At 62.4% G+C, this 16,256-nt stretch carries 21 protein-coding genes and 1 pseudogene; 20 read left to right on the top strand and 2 right to left on the bottom strand.

Features of this window, described 5'->3' with window-relative positions:
• The first annotated feature begins 2 nt into the window (after positions 1–2).
• From sufC to AC3WOG_RS12970, 17 genes and pseudogenes are all read left to right on the top strand, one after another.
• Positions 3–782: a Fe-S cluster assembly ATPase SufC gene (gene sufC / locus AC3WOG_RS13050; protein WP_492578382.1), complete on the top strand. Its 780-nt coding sequence runs from the start codon at positions 3–5 to the stop codon at positions 780–782.
• A complete protein-coding gene (sufD, locus tag AC3WOG_RS13045; RefSeq protein ID WP_492578381.1) occupies positions 782–2,125 on the top strand; it encodes a Fe-S cluster assembly protein SufD in 1,344 nt (447 codons plus the stop codon). The genes sufC and sufD overlap by 1 nt, the downstream gene beginning before the upstream one ends.
• Positions 2,122–3,375 (top strand): SufS family cysteine desulfurase, encoded by a 1,254-nt coding sequence (locus AC3WOG_RS13040; protein ID WP_492578380.1) that lies wholly within the window; start codon positions 2,122–2,124, stop codon positions 3,373–3,375. The genes sufD and AC3WOG_RS13040 overlap by 4 nt, the downstream gene beginning before the upstream one ends.
• Positions 3,372–3,824: a Fe-S cluster assembly sulfur transfer protein SufU gene (gene sufU / locus AC3WOG_RS13035; RefSeq protein ID WP_492578379.1), complete on the top strand. Its 453-nt coding sequence runs from the start codon at positions 3,372–3,374 to the stop codon at positions 3,822–3,824. The genes AC3WOG_RS13040 and sufU overlap by 4 nt, the downstream gene beginning before the upstream one ends.
• Positions 3,825–3,832: 8 nt before the next feature.
• Positions 3,833–4,201: an SUF system Fe-S cluster assembly protein gene (locus AC3WOG_RS13030; protein WP_492578378.1), complete on the top strand. Its 369-nt coding sequence runs from the start codon at positions 3,833–3,835 to the stop codon at positions 4,199–4,201.
• Between the two features lies 1 nt (position 4,202).
• Positions 4,203–4,523 (top strand): Rieske (2Fe-2S) protein, encoded by a 321-nt coding sequence (locus AC3WOG_RS13025; RefSeq protein WP_492578377.1) that lies wholly within the window; start codon positions 4,203–4,205, stop codon positions 4,521–4,523.
• Positions 4,524–4,627: 104 nt separating this feature from the next.
• Complete coding sequence (locus AC3WOG_RS13020) at positions 4,628–5,614, top strand: zinc-dependent alcohol dehydrogenase family protein (protein WP_492578376.1); 987 nt, start codon at positions 4,628–4,630, stop codon at positions 5,612–5,614.
• Positions 5,615–5,652: 38 nt separating this feature from the next.
• Positions 5,653–5,808 (top strand): hypothetical protein, encoded by a 156-nt coding sequence (locus tag AC3WOG_RS13015; RefSeq protein WP_492578375.1) that lies wholly within the window; start codon positions 5,653–5,655, stop codon positions 5,806–5,808.
• A 796-nt stretch (positions 5,809–6,604) separates the two neighbouring features.
• Positions 6,605–7,573 carry a CobW family GTP-binding protein gene (locus AC3WOG_RS13010; protein ID WP_492578374.1) on the top strand — a complete coding sequence of 323 codons (969 nt, stop codon included), beginning with the start codon at positions 6,605–6,607 and terminating at the stop codon, positions 7,571–7,573.
• A 35-nt stretch (positions 7,574–7,608) separates the two neighbouring features.
• The gene (locus AC3WOG_RS13005; RefSeq protein ID WP_492578373.1) at positions 7,609–8,112 is read left to right on the top strand and encodes a DUF1097 domain-containing protein; all 504 of its coding nucleotides are present in this window, start codon (positions 7,609–7,611) and stop codon (positions 8,110–8,112) included.
• A 27-nt stretch (positions 8,113–8,139) separates the two neighbouring features.
• A complete protein-coding gene (gene nthB, locus AC3WOG_RS13000) occupies positions 8,140–8,886 on the top strand; it encodes a nitrile hydratase subunit beta (RefSeq protein WP_492578372.1) in 747 nt (248 codons plus the stop codon).
• A gap of 18 nt (positions 8,887–8,904) precedes the next feature.
• A complete protein-coding gene (gene nthA / locus AC3WOG_RS12995) occupies positions 8,905–9,528 on the top strand; it encodes a nitrile hydratase subunit alpha (protein WP_492578371.1) in 624 nt (207 codons plus the stop codon).
• 10 nt (positions 9,529–9,538) lie between these two features.
• On the top strand, positions 9,539–9,886 hold the full coding sequence (locus tag AC3WOG_RS12990) for a nitrile hydratase accessory protein (protein ID WP_492578370.1): 348 nt from the start codon (positions 9,539–9,541) through the stop codon (positions 9,884–9,886).
• 40 nt (positions 9,887–9,926) lie between these two features.
• Positions 9,927–10,136 carry a CbtB domain-containing protein gene (locus tag AC3WOG_RS12985; RefSeq protein WP_492578369.1) on the top strand — a complete coding sequence of 70 codons (210 nt, stop codon included), beginning with the start codon at positions 9,927–9,929 and terminating at the stop codon, positions 10,134–10,136.
• 13 nt (positions 10,137–10,149) lie between these two features.
• Positions 10,150–10,911, top strand: a complete 762-nt coding sequence (locus tag AC3WOG_RS12980) for a CbtA family protein (RefSeq protein WP_492579790.1) — start codon at positions 10,150–10,152, stop codon at positions 10,909–10,911.
• 110 nt (positions 10,912–11,021) lie between these two features.
• The gene (locus tag AC3WOG_RS12975) at positions 11,022–12,014 is read left to right on the top strand and encodes a GlxA family transcriptional regulator (RefSeq protein WP_492578368.1); all 993 of its coding nucleotides are present in this window, start codon (positions 11,022–11,024) and stop codon (positions 12,012–12,014) included.
• 115 nt (positions 12,015–12,129) lie between these two features.
• Positions 12,130–12,261 (top strand): annotated as a pseudogene (locus AC3WOG_RS12970) (IS6 family transposase); the annotation flags it as partial.
• 188 nt (positions 12,262–12,449) lie between these two features.
• Here the strand turns inward: AC3WOG_RS12970 and AC3WOG_RS12965 are convergent.
• Entirely contained in the window at positions 12,450–12,749 is a 300-nt protein-coding gene (locus AC3WOG_RS12965; protein WP_492578367.1) for a hypothetical protein, read from the bottom strand.
• A gap of 245 nt (positions 12,750–12,994) precedes the next feature.
• Positions 12,995–13,534: a HAMP domain-containing protein gene (locus AC3WOG_RS12960; protein WP_492578366.1), complete on the bottom strand. Its 540-nt coding sequence runs from the start codon at positions 13,532–13,534 to the stop codon at positions 12,995–12,997.
• A gap of 38 nt (positions 13,535–13,572) precedes the next feature.
• On the opposite strand from AC3WOG_RS12960, the gene AC3WOG_RS12955 reads away from it, so the two are divergent.
• The 3 genes from AC3WOG_RS12955 to AC3WOG_RS12945 all read left to right on the top strand — a co-directional run bounded on the left by AC3WOG_RS12955 (position 13,573) and on the right by AC3WOG_RS12945 (position 16,223).
• On the top strand, positions 13,573–13,776 hold the full coding sequence (locus AC3WOG_RS12955; RefSeq protein ID WP_492578365.1) for a hypothetical protein: 204 nt from the start codon (positions 13,573–13,575) through the stop codon (positions 13,774–13,776).
• Between the two features lie 204 nt (positions 13,777–13,980).
• Complete coding sequence (locus tag AC3WOG_RS12950; RefSeq protein ID WP_492578364.1) at positions 13,981–15,351, top strand: MFS transporter; 1,371 nt, start codon at positions 13,981–13,983, stop codon at positions 15,349–15,351.
• 41 nt (positions 15,352–15,392) lie between these two features.
• Positions 15,393–16,223: a phosphogluconate dehydrogenase C-terminal domain-containing protein gene (locus AC3WOG_RS12945; protein WP_492578363.1), complete on the top strand. Its 831-nt coding sequence runs from the start codon at positions 15,393–15,395 to the stop codon at positions 16,221–16,223.
• Positions 16,224–16,256 lie beyond the last annotated feature (33 nt).

Here is a 16,256-nt window from a genome sequence, read left to right as displayed (position 1 = left end):
CCATGCTTGAAATCAGCAACCTGCAGGTCGAAGTCAACGGTAAGCAGATTCTGCACGGCATCGATCTGAGCGTGAAGGCCGGCGAGGTGCACGCGATCATGGGGCCGAACGGCTCCGGCAAGAGCACGCTCGCTCACGTGCTGGCGGGGCGCGAGGACCTGGTCGTCACGGGCGGCACGGTCTCGTACCTTGAGCATGATCTGCTGGCGCTCGCTCCCGAAGAACGCGCGCGCGAGGGACTCTTTCTCGCGTTCCAGTATCCCGTCGAGATACCCGGTGTGAGCAACATTTATCTGCTGAAAGCCGCTTTGAACGCGCAGCGCCGGCATCGTGGCGAGCCCGAACTCGACGCGATGGAGTTTCTGCAACTGGTCAAGGCCAGAATGAAACTGATGCAGATGGACGAGACGCTGTTGTATCGCGCGGTCAACGAAGGATTCTCCGGCGGAGAGAAGAAGCGCAACGAGATATTGCAGATGGTGGTGCTGGAACCCCGGCTCGCGATTCTCGACGAAACGGATTCCGGACTCGATATCGACGCCTTGCAGATCGTCGCGCGCGGCGTCAACAGCATGCGCGCGCCCGAACGGGCGATCGTGCTGGTCACGCACTATCAACGGCTGCTGGATTACGTCGTGCCGGACCGCGTGCACGTGCTGGCGAACGGCCGCATCGTGAAGTCGGGCTCGCGTGAACTGGCCGTCGAGTTGGAGCGCAAGGGCTATGGCTGGATCGAGAATGAGACGGTGCATCCGGCCTTTGGAGCAAGTGCGGGGCTTTGATGAAAGACAAGTCGATCGACCCTTTCCACCACGCTTTCAGACACGTCGCCAGAACCTTGCCCGGCGCGGAGTTGCCGTGGCTGCGTGCCGCTCGCCGCGGCGCCTTCGAGCAGTTCGACGTGCTCGGCTTGCCGAGCACACGTCAGGAGGACTGGAAATACACGGACGTGTCGGCGATCGGCAGGCATGACTGGCATTTCGCGCCACAGCGGACCGGCAGCACCGGCCATATCGACGACAGCGAGATGCGTCGTATCGTCGATGAACTCGTGCTGGACCCGGCGGGCCATCGGCTGGTATTCGTCAATGGTCACTACGTGCCGCGGCGGTCGAAACTGAATGGCTTGCCGCATGGCGTATTCGTGGGTTCGCTCGCGCGGGCGTTGCGAGAAATGCCGCAACGGCTTGAAGCGGCGATCGCGTCAAAGACCTATGCCGACGGTTTTGCGGCGTTGAATACGGCGTTCATGGCGGACGGCTTTGCCGTCGTGCTGCCGCCAGGCGAAGTTATCGATCAGCCGTTGCACATGCTGTTCCTGAGCGACGAGCCCGGTCTGGCCGTGCAGCCTTTCAATGTCGTGCTGGCGGGCGCACGCTCGGGCTGCACGATCGTCGAGCACTTCGTCGGATTAGGCGACGACGCGTATTGGACCAATGCGGTCACTCGCATCGTCGAGGACGAACAGGCGGATGTGCAGCACTACCGGTTGCAGCAGGAAGGCCCCAGGGCTTTTCATATCGCGTCGGTCGTCGTCGCCCAGCAACGCGCCAGCTGTTTCGCATCGCATGCGTTCGCGTTCGGCGGCGCGCTGTCGCGCACGGGCATCGGCACCGCTCTGAACGCCGCCAACGCGCAAGCCACGCTGAACGGTCTCTATTTCGTCGGCGGCCGGCAGCACGTCGATCATCACACCCGCATCGACCACGCCGACGTGCACGGCACGAGCCGCGAGTATTACCGCGGCGTGCTCGACGGCGCCGCGCACGGCGTCTTCAACGGGCGCGTCATCGTGCATCCCGATGCGCAGCAAACCGACGCCCATCAGGCGAATCACAACCTGCTGCTGTCGCGCGACGCTGAAATCGACACGAAGCCACAGCTCGAGATCTATGCCGACGACGTGAAATGCACGCACGGCGCGACCGTCGGTCAACTGGACGAAGATCAGTTGTTCTATCTGCGTGCGCGCGGCGTCGACGAGCGCATGGCGCGGGCGCTGCTGACCTATGCATTTGCGCGTGATGTTGTCGAACGTGTGCGCATCGATTCGCTGCGCGGCCGGCTCGAAAACGTGCTGCTCGCGCGTACCCCGGAAGGGGCGCGCATCAGGGAGTTGCTATGAAGCCGATTGAATCCATGCCGACGCCGGATCCCCGCAACGTCGCGCACTGGCGAGCTGATTTTCCGATTCTGGGCGAGCGCGTGCATGGCCGGCCGCTGGTCTATCTCGACAACGGCGCCACGACGCAAAAGCCCGCGGAGGTTATCTACGCGGAAAACGCCTTTTACCGTCATGGCAACGCCAACGTGCACCGCGGCGTGCATCTGCTGTCGCTGCGCGCGACCGATGCATTTGAGGCGGCACGGGCGAAAATTGCACGCTTCATCAATGCAGAGCGCCCGGAGGAGATCGTGTTCGTGCGCGGCGCGACCGAGGCGATCAATCTGGTCGCCCAGAGCTACGCGCGGCCGCGGCTCGAGTCAGGCGACGAAATCCTGATCAGCGCGATGGAACATCATTCGAACATCGTGCCGTGGCAGATCGTCTGCGAGCAAACGGGCGCGGTGCTGAAAGTCGTGCCGATCGACGATACGGGCGCACTCGTTGTCGATGCGTACGAAAGCCTGCTGAGCGAGCGTACGCGGCTGGTCGCGATCACGCATCTGGCCAATGCGCTCGGCAGTATCAATCCGGTCGAGCACATCGTTGCCGCGGCGCACGCGAAGGGCGTGCCGGTGTTGCTGGACGGCGCACAGGCGATCTCGCATCTGCCCGTCGACGTGGGCGCGCTCGACTGCGATTTTTACGCGTTTTCCGGACACAAGGTGTACGGGCCGACGGGAATCGGCGTGCTGTACGCCAAGGCCGCGCTGCTCGAGGCGATGCCGCCATGGCAGGGCGGCGGCGACATGATCCGCTCGGTGACGTTCGAGAAGACGGAATACAACGCGATTCCGTGGAAGTTCGAGGCGGGCACGCCGAACATTGCCGGCGCGATTGCGCTCGGCGCGGCGCTCGATTATGTCGACGGGATCGGTATGGAAGTCATCGCCGCGCACGAGGCCAGCGTGCTCGCTTATGCGACGCACGCACTGCAGGCTATACCGGGCTTGACGCTAATCGGTACCGCGCGCGATAAAGCGAGCATTCTGTCGTTCGTGCTCGACGGCGTGCATGCGCACGATGTCGGCACGATTCTCGATCGTCACGGCGTCGCCGTGCGTGCGGGCCACCACTGCGCGATGCCGGTGATGCAGCGCTTCGGCGTACCGGCGACCGTGCGTGCGTCGTTAGGCCTTTACAACACGCGCGACGATATCGATGCGCTGATCGAGGGACTCGGCCATGTCGGGGAGGTATTCGGACGATGAGCGATCTGAGCGAACTCTACCAGGAGGTCATCTTCGATCACTACCGGCGGCCGCGCAATCACGGCGTGCTGGCCGGCGCGAACCGCAAGGCGGAGGGCTACAACCCGTTGTGCGGCGACAAGGTGACGCTGTATCTGAAGATCGAGGACGGTATCGTCAAGGACGTGAGCTTCGAGGGCTCGGGATGTGCGATTGCCACCGCGTCGGCATCGCTGATGACCGATGCGCTGAAAGGCAAAACGGAAGCTGAGGCGCAAGCGCTGTTCGGGCGCTTTCGCGAGATGGTGACGGCATCCGGTCTGGTACCGGTGGGCGCGCCGGATCTGGGTAAGCTCGCCGCGCTGTCCGGCGTGCGTGAATTTCCCGCGCGGGTGAAATGCGCGACGCTGGCGTGGCATACGCTGCATGCCGCGCTGCAAGGCGAGGATCGCCCCGTGTCAACAGAGTGAGGCAGACGATGAGCACATTCGACTGGCTGAAGCGCGTCGAGGCCGCACAACCCGGCAGTGACGCAACGACAGAACGTATGGAAGAACGCGTGATCGACGCGTTGCGCACGGTGTACGACCCGGAGATTCCGGTCAACATCTTCGACCTGGGCCTGGTCTACGGGCTCGATGTCGACGCTCACGCGGGGCGCGTCGACATCCGCATGACGCTCACCGCGCCCGGCTGCCCGGTCGCGCAGACTTTCCCGGCGACGGTGGAGGAGGCGGTGCTCTATGTGAGCGGCGTGAACGAGGCGCATGTCGAACTGGTGTGGGATCCGCCGTGGTCGCGCGACCGGATGTCCGATGCCGCGCGCCTGCAACTGGGGATGCTCTGACGTGTCGGACTGGGTCGAAGTCGCCGCCATCGAGGATCTGCCGCCCGGTACGCACCGCACGGTCGACGTGGACGGCGCACAGGTTGCCGTGTTCAATCTCGACGGCGTCTGCTATGCGATTGAAGACGTCTGCACGCACGACGGCGGCATCCTTACGGGCGGCGAGGTGAACGGCGACGTGGTCGTCTGTCCGCGTCACGGGGCCAGCTTTTGCATCAGGACGGGGAAGGTTCTGGGGCCGCCGGCCTATGAGGACGTCGCGACGTTTCCGGTTCGCGTCGAGGGCGGGCTCATTCAGGTGCGGGACGCGCGGTGGGATTGATAGTCGATGACGGCTATGCACGATCCCCGCGCGGGTGCACGGCAAACGCCGCATTCACGACGACCACGCAACCACCACGCAACCACCACGGAAAGGAGAACGACATGCATGCAATGGTGTTCGACGGAACCGCTGCAGTACTGCATGACATGCAGGTGTCCGATCCGCAACCGTCGGCCGGTCAACTGCTGATCGACATCCATGCATGCGGGGTGTGCCGCACGGACCTGCATGTGGTCGACCGCGAACTGGCGCATCCGAAACAGCCCCTCATTCCGGGGCACGAAATCGTGGGAACCGTTGCCGCACTGGGCGAGGGCGTGTCCGGCTTCCAGCTCGGCGATCGCGTCGGCGTACCGTGGACAGGCCGCACCTGCGGCCACTGCCGCTATTGCCTCGGCGGCCGCGAGAACCTGTGCGACGAAGCGGGCTTCACGGGCTACACGATCGACGGCGGCTACGCGGAGCGTACCGTCGCCGACAGCCGCTACTGCTTTCATTTGCCCGAGCGCTATTCCGACGTCGAGGCGGCGCCGTTGCTGTGCGCCGGGCTCATCGGCTATCGCACGCTCAGCATGGCGGGCGACGCGCAACGGATCGGCATTTACGGATTCGGCGCGGCCGCGCATATTGTGGCGCAAGTGGCGCGCCACCAAAGGCGCTCGGTCTACGCATTCACGCGCCACGGCGATGCGCGCGCCCAGCAGCTTGCGCTGCGCCTCGGCGCCCGCTGGGCCGGCGGCAGCGACGAGAGCGCACCCGACGAACTCGATGCCGCGCTGATCTTCGCATCCGCCGGCGCGCTCGTGCCGGCGGCGCTGAAGGCGGTGGCCAAGGGCGGCACCGTCGTATGCGGGGGGATCCACATGAGCGATATCCCGTCGTTTCCGTATGATTTTTTGTGGGGTGAACGGCGCATCTGCTCGGTGGCCAACCTCACGCGCGCCGACGGGCACGCTTTCATGCAACTCGCCGGCGAGATTCCGCTCGACATCGAAACCAGCCGCTATGCACTCGCCGACGCGAATCGCGCGCTGAGCGACCTGCGTGACGGAAGAGTCACGGGCGCGGCCGTGCTGTGCATGGGGTGATGGCAGCGGTTGCGCGTTTCATCGCGGAGCGGCGCTCCGTGGACGAGATTGATTACCTGGCAAAGAGACCGAATGAACGAGCCGACCATACGGACTATTGGCTTCTGAAAAAACCTGCACCGTTTATGGGTCACAAGCTCGTCATGATCGATGAAGCGTATGTGCGCCGTTCAAACCCCGCTCGGGTCTTGTGACAATACCGTCATTGGCTCAGTGCTCATCGACGTTGCGGCGCGACCCGGCGGCCAATGCGCAATATGGAAACCGGGTTGCTTTGGAGCGCTGCGCCGTTCCCTAAGTCCAGGCTCCAGGCGTTTCACTCAATGGAGAAACCTTCCTGTAGCAGCACCGAAGTGTTCCGATCCGTGCTCACAAGCGGTGCTCAATGCGAGGAATAGGTCAACCGGATTGGGCGCCCCAGGTTCGCCATTTCTTATGCTGGCGACAATCGCGGCGCGGCAGGTACGCGTTTGGCGCCGGACAGTACGTGATCTTCAAAGGCCCGATGAAAGACAACAAGGGCGGCAACGCGATACCCGCGGGCGCGAGCTACGCGCAGACGGACATTACGCTCGGGAGCATGAACTATCTGGAGGTCGGCCTCAGAAGGGGCCGGAAGTGCGCAAGATCACACTGTCGATGCTTGCTGCCGCGCGCAATGCGAAGCTTCCGTTCGTGAGCTAGCGCGAGTGCTGCGCACCGGCGAGTCCTCGTCAACATCTACTGTGCGCACCGGATTGCGGCGCAAATTGCACCGTTTGCAAGCGTGCGCGCGCCGTAACTGTTCTTTCCGCCATGCCTTCGGGCGCCAGATACAAGCCACCATTCTGTCCGTTTTTGGTGATCCAAACCAAAACGGCCACTAACTGTCGATGTCGAGGCCAAGTATTCCCATAACGCGGCCATCAGGGAAAATGCGGCCCGGAAGTCGCTAAAAGTCATCCGATGACAATCTGCGCTCCGATACGACGGGTGCCAAGGATGACTGCCATGCGACTCAGGAAAATCCCCACGACGGTAGTAACCGGCTTTCTCGGCGCCGGCAAGACAACGCTCGTCAACCACGTCCTCGATTCCACGCGACCGATGCAAATCGGCATCGTCGTGAACGAGTTCGGCGAGGTCGGTATCGACGGCCAGTTGATTGTCGCCGATGAAGAAGCCGTCATCGAGATCAACAACGGCTGTGTTTGCTGCACGGTCCGCACGGATCTTGTCGCGAGCGTGCGCAATCTGCTCGCGCGTTTCGGCGACCGGCTGGAACGATTGATCGTCGAAACGTCAGGGCTCGCCGATCCCGCGCCCGTGTTGCAGACGTTTCTCGCGGACCCTGACGTGCGCGAGCACATCGAGCTCGAGGCGGTCGTAGCCGTCGTCGATGCGTTGCACGCGGACGCTCAATTGGGCGACGACATCGCGCGCGAGCAGGTGGTGTTCGCCGACCGTATCGTCGTCAACAAGACAGACGTCGCTGCGCCCGCAGCGGTGAGCGCGCTGGTCGAACGCATCCGCCAGCTCAATCCGACAGCACAGATCGAGTTCACGCATCACTCGGCCGTCGACGTGAATGCATTGCTCGGCGTGCGCAGTTTCTCGCTCGACAACCTCCTTGCAGTCGAACCCGATCTGCTCGACGAATCGGGCCACGACCATGAACACGACAACACCATCGCTTCATGTGCGTTCGTCGTGCCGGGAGCTATCGACGCGCACCGTTTCAATCAATGGGTCAACCAGCTCGTGCAGGCACATGGGCAGCAACTCCTTCGCATGAAGGGCGTGCTCAACATGCACGACGAAGAGCGGCGACTTCATTTTCACAGCGTGCACATGCTGCTCGACGCGAAGTTCGGAAGGGCATGGACGCGTAACGAGCCGCGCGAGAACCGCTTCGTGATGATCGGCAGAAACATCGATGCCGAGCGGATGCGAGACGGCTTCTTGAGCTGCATGCATTGAATCTTTCATCAACTCTTACCTGAAGGAGCGCGCAAATGAAAAAGCCTGAGGCCTACACACTGAGCATTGGTGTTCTCGCCGTCGCCGACACGTGGCTCACGGGAACGGTGTTTCCCGTTCCCGTGTGGGTGACGTTCATCGCGTGGGCGTCGTTCTTCGTACTGGGCGGCGGACGCGCCGGCTTCGTCAAGAGCATCGCATCGAATCTGACCGGGCTCGTGATCGCGTCGCTGACGCTGCTATGCATTTCAACGACGAGCGGCAGCGCGCTTGCCGTTGCCGTCCTCGTCGGCATTGGCAGCGCGGCGATGGTGCAGGCGTCGAAGATCAAATTGCTCGACGTACTGCCCGCCATCGTCTGGGGCTTTGCATCGACGGTCGGTACGACGGTGGCCACGGGCAAGGCGATTACCACAACCGGCATCGCCAATCCCGCGCTGGTTGCGGCCGCGGCGCTCGTGACGGGCGCGGTCTTCGGCTTCGTGTCGGAAGTGGTCGGCGAAGCGCTCGCGTTCAAGCGCGAGCACCGTCTCGGCTAAATCCAACTTTTCCACTTCGCGGAGCGAATGGTGAAACTACAGCATTATCTTGGCGGCATCGAGAATCTGGGCCCCGTCAGCACCGAGACGCGTGTCTTCGTTGAACCCTGGGAGAAGCGCATCTTCGGCATCCATACCGTGATGATGGCCGAGAGCGCGCATCTCGCGAATGCGCTTCATCGCTATCCTGTCGACGAGCTGCCGAGCGCATTCAAAAACGACTGGACGTGGGCATCGCTGCGCACGGGCGCGGAAGACATGCAGCCGTTCGAGTACGTCAAGTACCGGTACTACGAGAAGTGGCTGGGTGGCATCGCGCAATTCTTTGTCGATCAGGGCTATATCACCGCAGAAGAACTCGCGGACAAGACCACGCATTATCGGTTCAATCCTGACGCCGCGCTGCCTGACAAACCTGGTGCGGAGCTCGCCGCACAGATCGACGCTTACCTGCAAAACGGAGATTCGGCCTATCACGCGCTCGAAGGCGCTGCGCGCTTTGCCAAAGGCGAAACGGTGAGAATCGCAGACCCTGCGGCCGTCGATCACACGCGTTTGCCCGGTTATCTGCGCAACAAGACAGGCGTGGTCGATCTCGTCTATCCGGGCGCGTTCTCGTACTTCGTTTCGACGGGCGAGGACCGCATCGGTCAGCCGATGCCGGTCTACAGGATCGCGTTCGATGCCGCCGACATCTGGGGCGCAGGCAAGAGCGAAGCGAACACGACCATCTACGCCGACCTGTACGAAGCCTACGTGCAGCCGGCCAACTAACCTCAAAACGAGACCAGCATGTCCCAACTTTTCGAATATCCCGACGACCGTGAAGCTTCGAGCGCCGCCAAGGTGCGCGCGCTCGAAGCATTGCTGATCGAAAAGGGCGTCATCGGCAGCGATTCCGTCGATGCCGTACTCAAGCACTTCGAGACGATGGCGGGCCCGTTCAACGGCGCGAAGATCGTTGCGCGCGCATGGGTCGATCCGGAGTACAGGACGCGGCTAGTCGAAGACACGCCGAAAGCGATCGCCGAACTGTCGCTTCCGCTCGGCATGGCCGGCGCGGAAGGAGAACACATGGCGGCCGTCGCGAATGATGCGACCGTCCATAATCTGATCATTTGCACGCTGTGCTCGTGCTATCCGTGGCCCGTGCTCGGACTGCCGCCGTACTGGTACAAGGATCCTGTGTTCCGCGCGCGGGGTGTGCGCGAGCCGCGTGCCGTGCTGGCGGAGTTCGGCGTGACTGTGCCACCGACGAAAGAAGTGAAGGTCTGGGACAGCAGTGCGCAGATCCGCTGGTTCGTCGTGCCTGAGCGGCCTGCGAATACGGAGCACATGAGCGAGGAAGAACTCGCCGCGCTCGTCACACCTGAATCGATGATGGGCGTTGCGCTCGTCGCAGCACCCGCTGCCTGAGGGGAAGGCCATGTTCACGCGCTTCGAGGAATACGCGGCGGCGTCGATGCTCGGTTCCCCCGATTCGCCGCCCCGTCTGGAGGGCAAGCTGTTTTTCACCAACTGCTGGGAGCGCGATGTGTTTGGTCTCGCGCTGTCGCTGTCGAAAGCCGGCTGCTTCGAATGGGAAGAGTTTCGCCGGAGCCTGATTGCGTCGATTGCGCGGTGGGAAGCGATCGACTGCGAGAACCAGCCGCGCTGGGACTACTACGAGCGCTTTCTCGAGGCGCTGTTGAACGTGGTCGAAGCGCACGGCGTCCTGTCGCGCGACGAACTCGCGAAGGTCATCACGGCGCGGCGCGTGACCTCCGATGCCTGAGCCATTCACCGTATAGCTACAACCATTTACGAGGTTTCTCATGAACGAAGCTGTTCTTCAACCTGTCGACACGCTCTCGCCGATTCCTTTGCGCGAGCTTCTGCCGTGGATCGTCTTCGGTGGTGTTCTGATGCTGCTGATCCTGTATTTCGTTGGCGCGGAGGAGGGTGCGACATCCATCGTGCCCGGCATGTACGTGCACGAGTTCGTCCACGATGGCCGGCATCTGCTCGGCTTTCCGTGTCACTGACGAGAACACGATCATGGTCGGCAAGCTGTTGATGCGCGGGATGCTCGCGGGCATCGTTGCGGGGCTGTTCGCGTTCGGGTTCGCCAAGGTGGCCGGCGAACCGCAGGTCGAGCGTGCGATTGCCTTCGAGGAACATGCGCACGCCGCCGCAGGCGAGGCGCCTGAACCGGAACTGGTCAGGCGCGAAACGCAAGCCGGGCTCGGGTTGTTGACGGGTGTGGTCGCCTATGGCGCGGCGTTCGGCGGACTCTTCGCGCTGACCTTCGCGTATGCATGGGGACGTGCGGGCAAGCTCGGCGCACGGCCGCTTGCCGCGTGGCTCGCCGTTGCCGCGTTTGTCACGCTCGTCGTGGTGCCGAATCTCAAGTATCCGGCGAATCCGCCTTCGGTCGGCGATCCGGACACCATTGGCTATCGCACAGGTCTGTTCTTTCTGACGATCGCCATCTCCGTCACCGTGATGGTGTTGTCGCTCAACGCGCGCAACTTCGCGGCAAAGCGCCTCGGCGAATCGAATGGATTGCTCGTTGGTCTGCTTGCGTTCGTCTTTTTGCTGGTCGTCGTGCTTGCGGCGTTGCCTGACATCGACGAGGTGCCTGTGGGTTTTCCAGCTGCGTTGCTCTGGAAATTTCGCGTGGCCGCGATCGGCATGCAGGCGATCCTATGGACGACCATAGGCGCGCTGTTTGGCGTGCTGGCCGAGCGCGGCGAACTGGTGGGCAGGCACATGCGCGGCGCGCCACCGGCCGCGTCTGCGACGACGCGCGCTTTTTGATCTGCCTGTGCGGCGCGTGCATCGGCGTAATAGACTCGGCGTAATAGACTAATCGTTCGGGCGTCGGCAGGGTGCGGGCGCCCGCTTTTCAGCGGATCCGGATGCTCGCGATGAAACGCATCAACGTTGGGATGCTCGTCTTCCCTGGCTTCCAGTTGCTCGACATCGCCGGGCCAAAAGACGCGTTTGCCGAAGTCAAGATACTGAGCAACGGCGAGTGTGAATATGAAATGCTGACCGTGGGAACGACGCGCGGCAACGTGCAATCGTCCAGCGGGCTCAGTACGATACCGGATCGCACGATCTTCGATGTATGCCCCGAGTTCGACACGATCATCGTGCCCGGCGGGCTTGGCATCTTCGACGCGTTCGACGACCCGGCGCTCAGCGGCTGGCTGAAGAACCAGTACAAGCACTGCCGCCGCGTCTGCGCGATCTGCAATGGCGTTTTTGCGCTGGGCTCGGCGGGCCTTCTCGACAACAGGGTCGTGACGACGCACTGGATGGACGTGCCGCGTCTCGCTGCCACCTTTCCGAAGGCGAAGATCGAGGCGGACCATATCTTCGTGCGAGACGGCAACGTCTATACGACGGCGGGCGTCACGGCGGGCATCGATTTGTCGCTGGCGATGATCGAAGACGACTTCGGCCGCCAGATGGCGCTCGATGTCGCAAAGTATCTGATCGTCTATCTACGGCGCGCGGGGGGGCAGTCGCAGTTCAGTCCACTGCTGGAGACGCAGGCCTCACCAGGTTCGCAATCTATCGCGCTGCAGCAATTCATGCTCGACAATCTGCATATCGACCATACCGTGACATCGCTTGCGGAACGGGTCCACATGAGCGCGCGCAACCTGTCGCGTACATTCGCAAAAGAATGCGGCATCACGCCGATGACGTTTCTTATCAACGCTCGAATAGATGCCGCGAGACGCTTTCTTGAATCAACGGACCTGTCGCTGCGCGAGATTGCCACTCGCTGTGGATTTGAAGATACGGAAGGATTTCGCAGAACGTTCAGTCGCCGTCTGCAGATTAACCCGGCAGAGTACCGTGGCCGATTCAAATCGAAGTCGGTCGGTTCAAGCAAGCCCCGGCGATGAAAGCGTTTCGACCGGCAGGTCTGTACCAAACGCCGGTGTGTCCTGGCAACTGGCTCCGGTGCAAATCGGAGGGGCCGGTAGGTTACGCTCGGGTTTTGACGAGCGCGAGCAGGCTATGAGTAAGCTGACAGACATCGACAGGCTGTTCTAAGGCCGCCACTTCGACCGCGAAGTCGTCGTCCTGTGTGTGCGTTGGTATCTGCGTTACAAGCGCAGCCTTCGAGACCTCGTTGAAATAATGGCCGAACTCGAGTGCGCGCGCGCTTGTCGATGCGGGGTTACGTGCGTATCTGCCCGCGGTGGACGCCACGTTTGCTGTGTAAAAATCGTCGCGGCGATCGCGTGCGGCGTACCGCGCCGGCGCTGCATCGGTGCGGCGTTCATACCGCTTATCGGCAGTCGCGCAAGCGGACGGCAGCGTTGGATTGCGGGATCTCAGCGGCCGTCAGGGTCGGCGAAAGGATCGCCGAAAGGATTGCCGACCTCCTTAGGGTCGTCGCCCGACAGGTTGTATTCGGCGCGTACCGCCGTGAGCACGGCCGCGATGTCCCGCTCGTAGCCGATCGCGCCGCCGAAGTGCTTGATGTTCCAGTTGCAGCCCGATGCGTCGGGCTCCTGTTTTTGCGGACGAGGCACGCTTATCTTCACGCCGTCCTCGACGATCTCGTGAATGCGGTGGATGCGCCGGCTGACCTCCTGCTGCAGCCGGGACGCATTGAGTGTCTTGCGTAACATGGCAGCTTCCTGAATAGCGATCGCCCTCGCACGTCACGGCAGAAGCCACGGGCGCGACGCCGTTGCGAGGTTCCGGCCGGGGCCGGCGGAAAGGGACGAGGGTCGACGCGCACTGTTCATCGCCCGTCTGTCGACTGCACCCCGAATTGCGTCGCGGCCAGGATCATCCCGGCCGGTCGATCAGACTAAAGCATATCCGCAGTTTGCGCTGACGTGTACCCGCCAGCCGATCGATGAGAAATGCGTCAAACGAATTGCCATTCGAACGCATCGCCACGCCGTTCGATACCGGTGCGTTGTTCCTCGGCTGCCGCGACGATCTCGTTCATCATGCTCAGCTCGCTCATGCTCGCCGCGGTTTCCTCGAGCGATGCCGCCTGCTCTTCCGTTCGCGACGACAGGTCCATCGTTCCCGTGGCGATCTCGCGCGTCGCCGACGCAATGGCTTCGCAGCTGCCGCGCACCGCCCGCACTGTCGCCGCGAGTTGCGTCTGCATCGTATCGAGGCCGCGCAGCAGACGTCCCATTTCATCGGCGCGACGGATCTCGATGCGCCGGCTCAGATCGCCCGCCGCGATGGCCGAGATATGGCCGAGTGCGTCGCCCAGCGGCGTCATGATCGCGCGGCGCAGCGCGATCCAGCTGAACAGTGCCGCAAGCGTGCCGATCGCGATCATCGTCGTCGAAACGGTGAAGAACACGTGGAAGAACGCTTCGGCTTCGTCGTAACTGCGCTTCGCGTTTGCATACAACGTGCGCTTCACCTGCTCGTTCGCCGCGCTCATGACTGATCATCGCCAACCTGACGCCGGAGAAACGCACAGTGCGGCTGAATCTCGGCGGCGGAAACCTCGTCGGTGAAATGAGTATCGCGACGCTCGACGAATCGTCGGCCGGGAAGGCGCGTACCGGGCATGTGCCGGCGGACCGCATATGCGCTGAGCGCGAAACCTTCGTCCTCAATCCATTTGCCTGCGTCCAGATCGCTTCCGGGCTGACGCCTTTAGGGCGGCATTTCCCGTCATAAGAAGAGCGGCGCCCGTCTTGAGCGGCCGTCGACACCACCGCGAAAACGCGTGGTGACGAAACGGTCAATACCCGTCTTTTTGCTAGTGAAACGTGCTTGGTGAATACCCCAGTGTCTAAACTTTATGCAATATGGTCTACTCATCATACCAGTTCATCATATGAGTGATGTGCAATGAGAGACGGCCTGCCTGGAGGATATGAGATGCAAACCGTACCTGTGGATCCCATCGAACGATCGGCCATACGCAAGGTGTCGATCCGGCTGGTGCCGTTCGTGGCGTTGATGTTCTTCATCAATTTTCTCGACCGCACGGCGATCTCGTTCGCCGGTCCGAACGGCATGACGAAGGATCTCGGCTTGAGCGCCGCACAGTTCGGGCTGGCAGCCGGCGTGTTTTTCATCGGCTACATCGTGCTGGAAATCCCGAGCAATCTCGCTTTGCACAAGTTCGGCGCGCGTCGCTGGCTGGCGCGGATCATGGTGTCGTGGGGCATCGTCGCACTGCTGTTCACGTGGGTCAGCAGCATCCCCGGCCTGTACACGTTGCGTTTCCTGCTCGGCGTCACCGAGGCGGGATTTTTCCCGGGCGCGATCCTGTTCCTCAGCATGTGGGTGCCGTCGCGGTATCGCAGCCATATCCTTGCGCTCTTCTATCTGGCGCAGCCGCTGACGATCGTGATCGGCGCGCCCGTCGCCGCCTTGCTGATCGAAGCGCACGGCGTGTTCGGACTCGCGGGCTGGCGTGTGATGTTCTTCGGTGTCGCTGTGCCGGCCATCGTGATCGGCATCGTGTCGTGGTTCTATCTGGCTGATCGTCCGTCACAGGCGCGTTGGCTGACACTCGCCGAGCAAACCTGGCTGACGGCCGAACTCGACGCGGAGGAACGCACCCGCGCCGACGCTTGCGCACCGCATTCGATGCATGCGCTTGCCGCGCTCAGGAGCGGCCGCGTCTGGATGTTCGCGCTGATGTATTTCGGCCTGATCTACGGCCTCTATGCATTGGCATTTTTCCTTCCGACGATCATCGGCGGCTTCGAAGGCCAGTTCGGCACGCACTTCAACGTGTTCCAGAAGGGCTTGATTACGGCGATTCCGTATCTGCCAGCCGCGCTCGCGCTGTTTCTCTGGAGCCGCAACGCGACGAAGCACGGTGTGCGTGCCTGGCATATCGGCGTGCCGGCGCTGATCGGCGCGGCGAGCATCCCGGTCGCGCTGTACATGCAATCGCCTGCGGCCACCGTCGCCGTCATCACGGTCACGGCTTGCGCGATCTTTTCCGCGCTGCCGAACTTCTGGGCGCTGCCCGCACGTTTCCTCTCCGGCGCCGCTGCCGCTGCCGGCATCGCGCTGATCAACACCATCGGCAATCTCGCCGGCTTCGTCGCGCCGTATCTCACCGGCGCCGTCAAGGACGCCACGGGCTCCTATCATGCGCCCATGTTTGTCGTCGGCGCACTGATGCTGGTCAGTGCGGGACTCGCTTTCGCGTTCTGCAGCAGCGCACGGCTGCCGAAACCCGGCGACGGCGTTGCGCCCGTCGCGCTCGAGCCGCAATCGCATTCGGGCTAGTCGTCACGTATTTCAATGAATCCATGCAAGGAGGTCGCACCATGAAAGAGAAGATCGCACTGTTCGGCGCCGGCGGAAAAATGGGCTTTCGCCTCACCAGCAACCTGTTGAAGTCCGACTACCGGGTCGCCCATGTCGAAGTGAGCGAAGCAGGGCAGAAGCGCCTCAAAGAAGAATTGAACGTCGAGTGTGTATCGACCGACGCGGCGCTCGACGGCGCGCAGGTGGTGATTCTCGCCGTGCCTGACACGCTGATCGGCAAGCTCAGTCATGAGATCGCGCCCAGGCTGCCGGCGGGCACGATGGTGATGACGCTCGACGCCGCCGCGCCGTTTGCGGGTCATCTGCCCAAGCGCGACGACCTGACGTATTTCGTCGCGCACCCGTGTCATCCGCTGATCTTCAACGACGAATCCGATCCCAGGGCGCGCCGCGATTTCTTTGGCGGCGCTTATGCGAAACAGTCGATCACCAGCGCGCTGATGCAAGGTCCGGAAGCAGCGTTCGATCTGGGTGAAGATGTGGCGAAGGTGATCTACGCGCCGATTCTTCGCTCGTATCGTCTGAGCGTCGACCAGATGGCGTTGCTCGAACCCGGGCTGTCGGAAACGATCTGCGCGACGCTTCTGTATGTGATGCGCGAAGCGATGGACGAGACCGTGAAACGAGGTGTGCCCAAAGAAGCGGCGCGCGATTTTCTGCTCGGCCACATGAACATCCTGAGCGCGGTGATCTTCAACGAAATCCCCGGCGCGTTCTCCGATGCATGCAACAAGGCGATCGAATTCGGCAAGCCACGCCTGATGCGCGACGACTGGAAGAATGTGTTCGATCGTGCGGAGATCGCCGAGAGCATTCGCCGGATTACGTGAGCGCCGGAGCACCGCGCTTTCATGCTGATTTCT

It is taken from the genome of Paraburkholderia sp. FW306-02-B (assembly GCF_058782725.1).
Note: the sequence above shows the minus strand (reverse complement) of the source record. Positions and strands in the feature narration are given on the sequence as shown.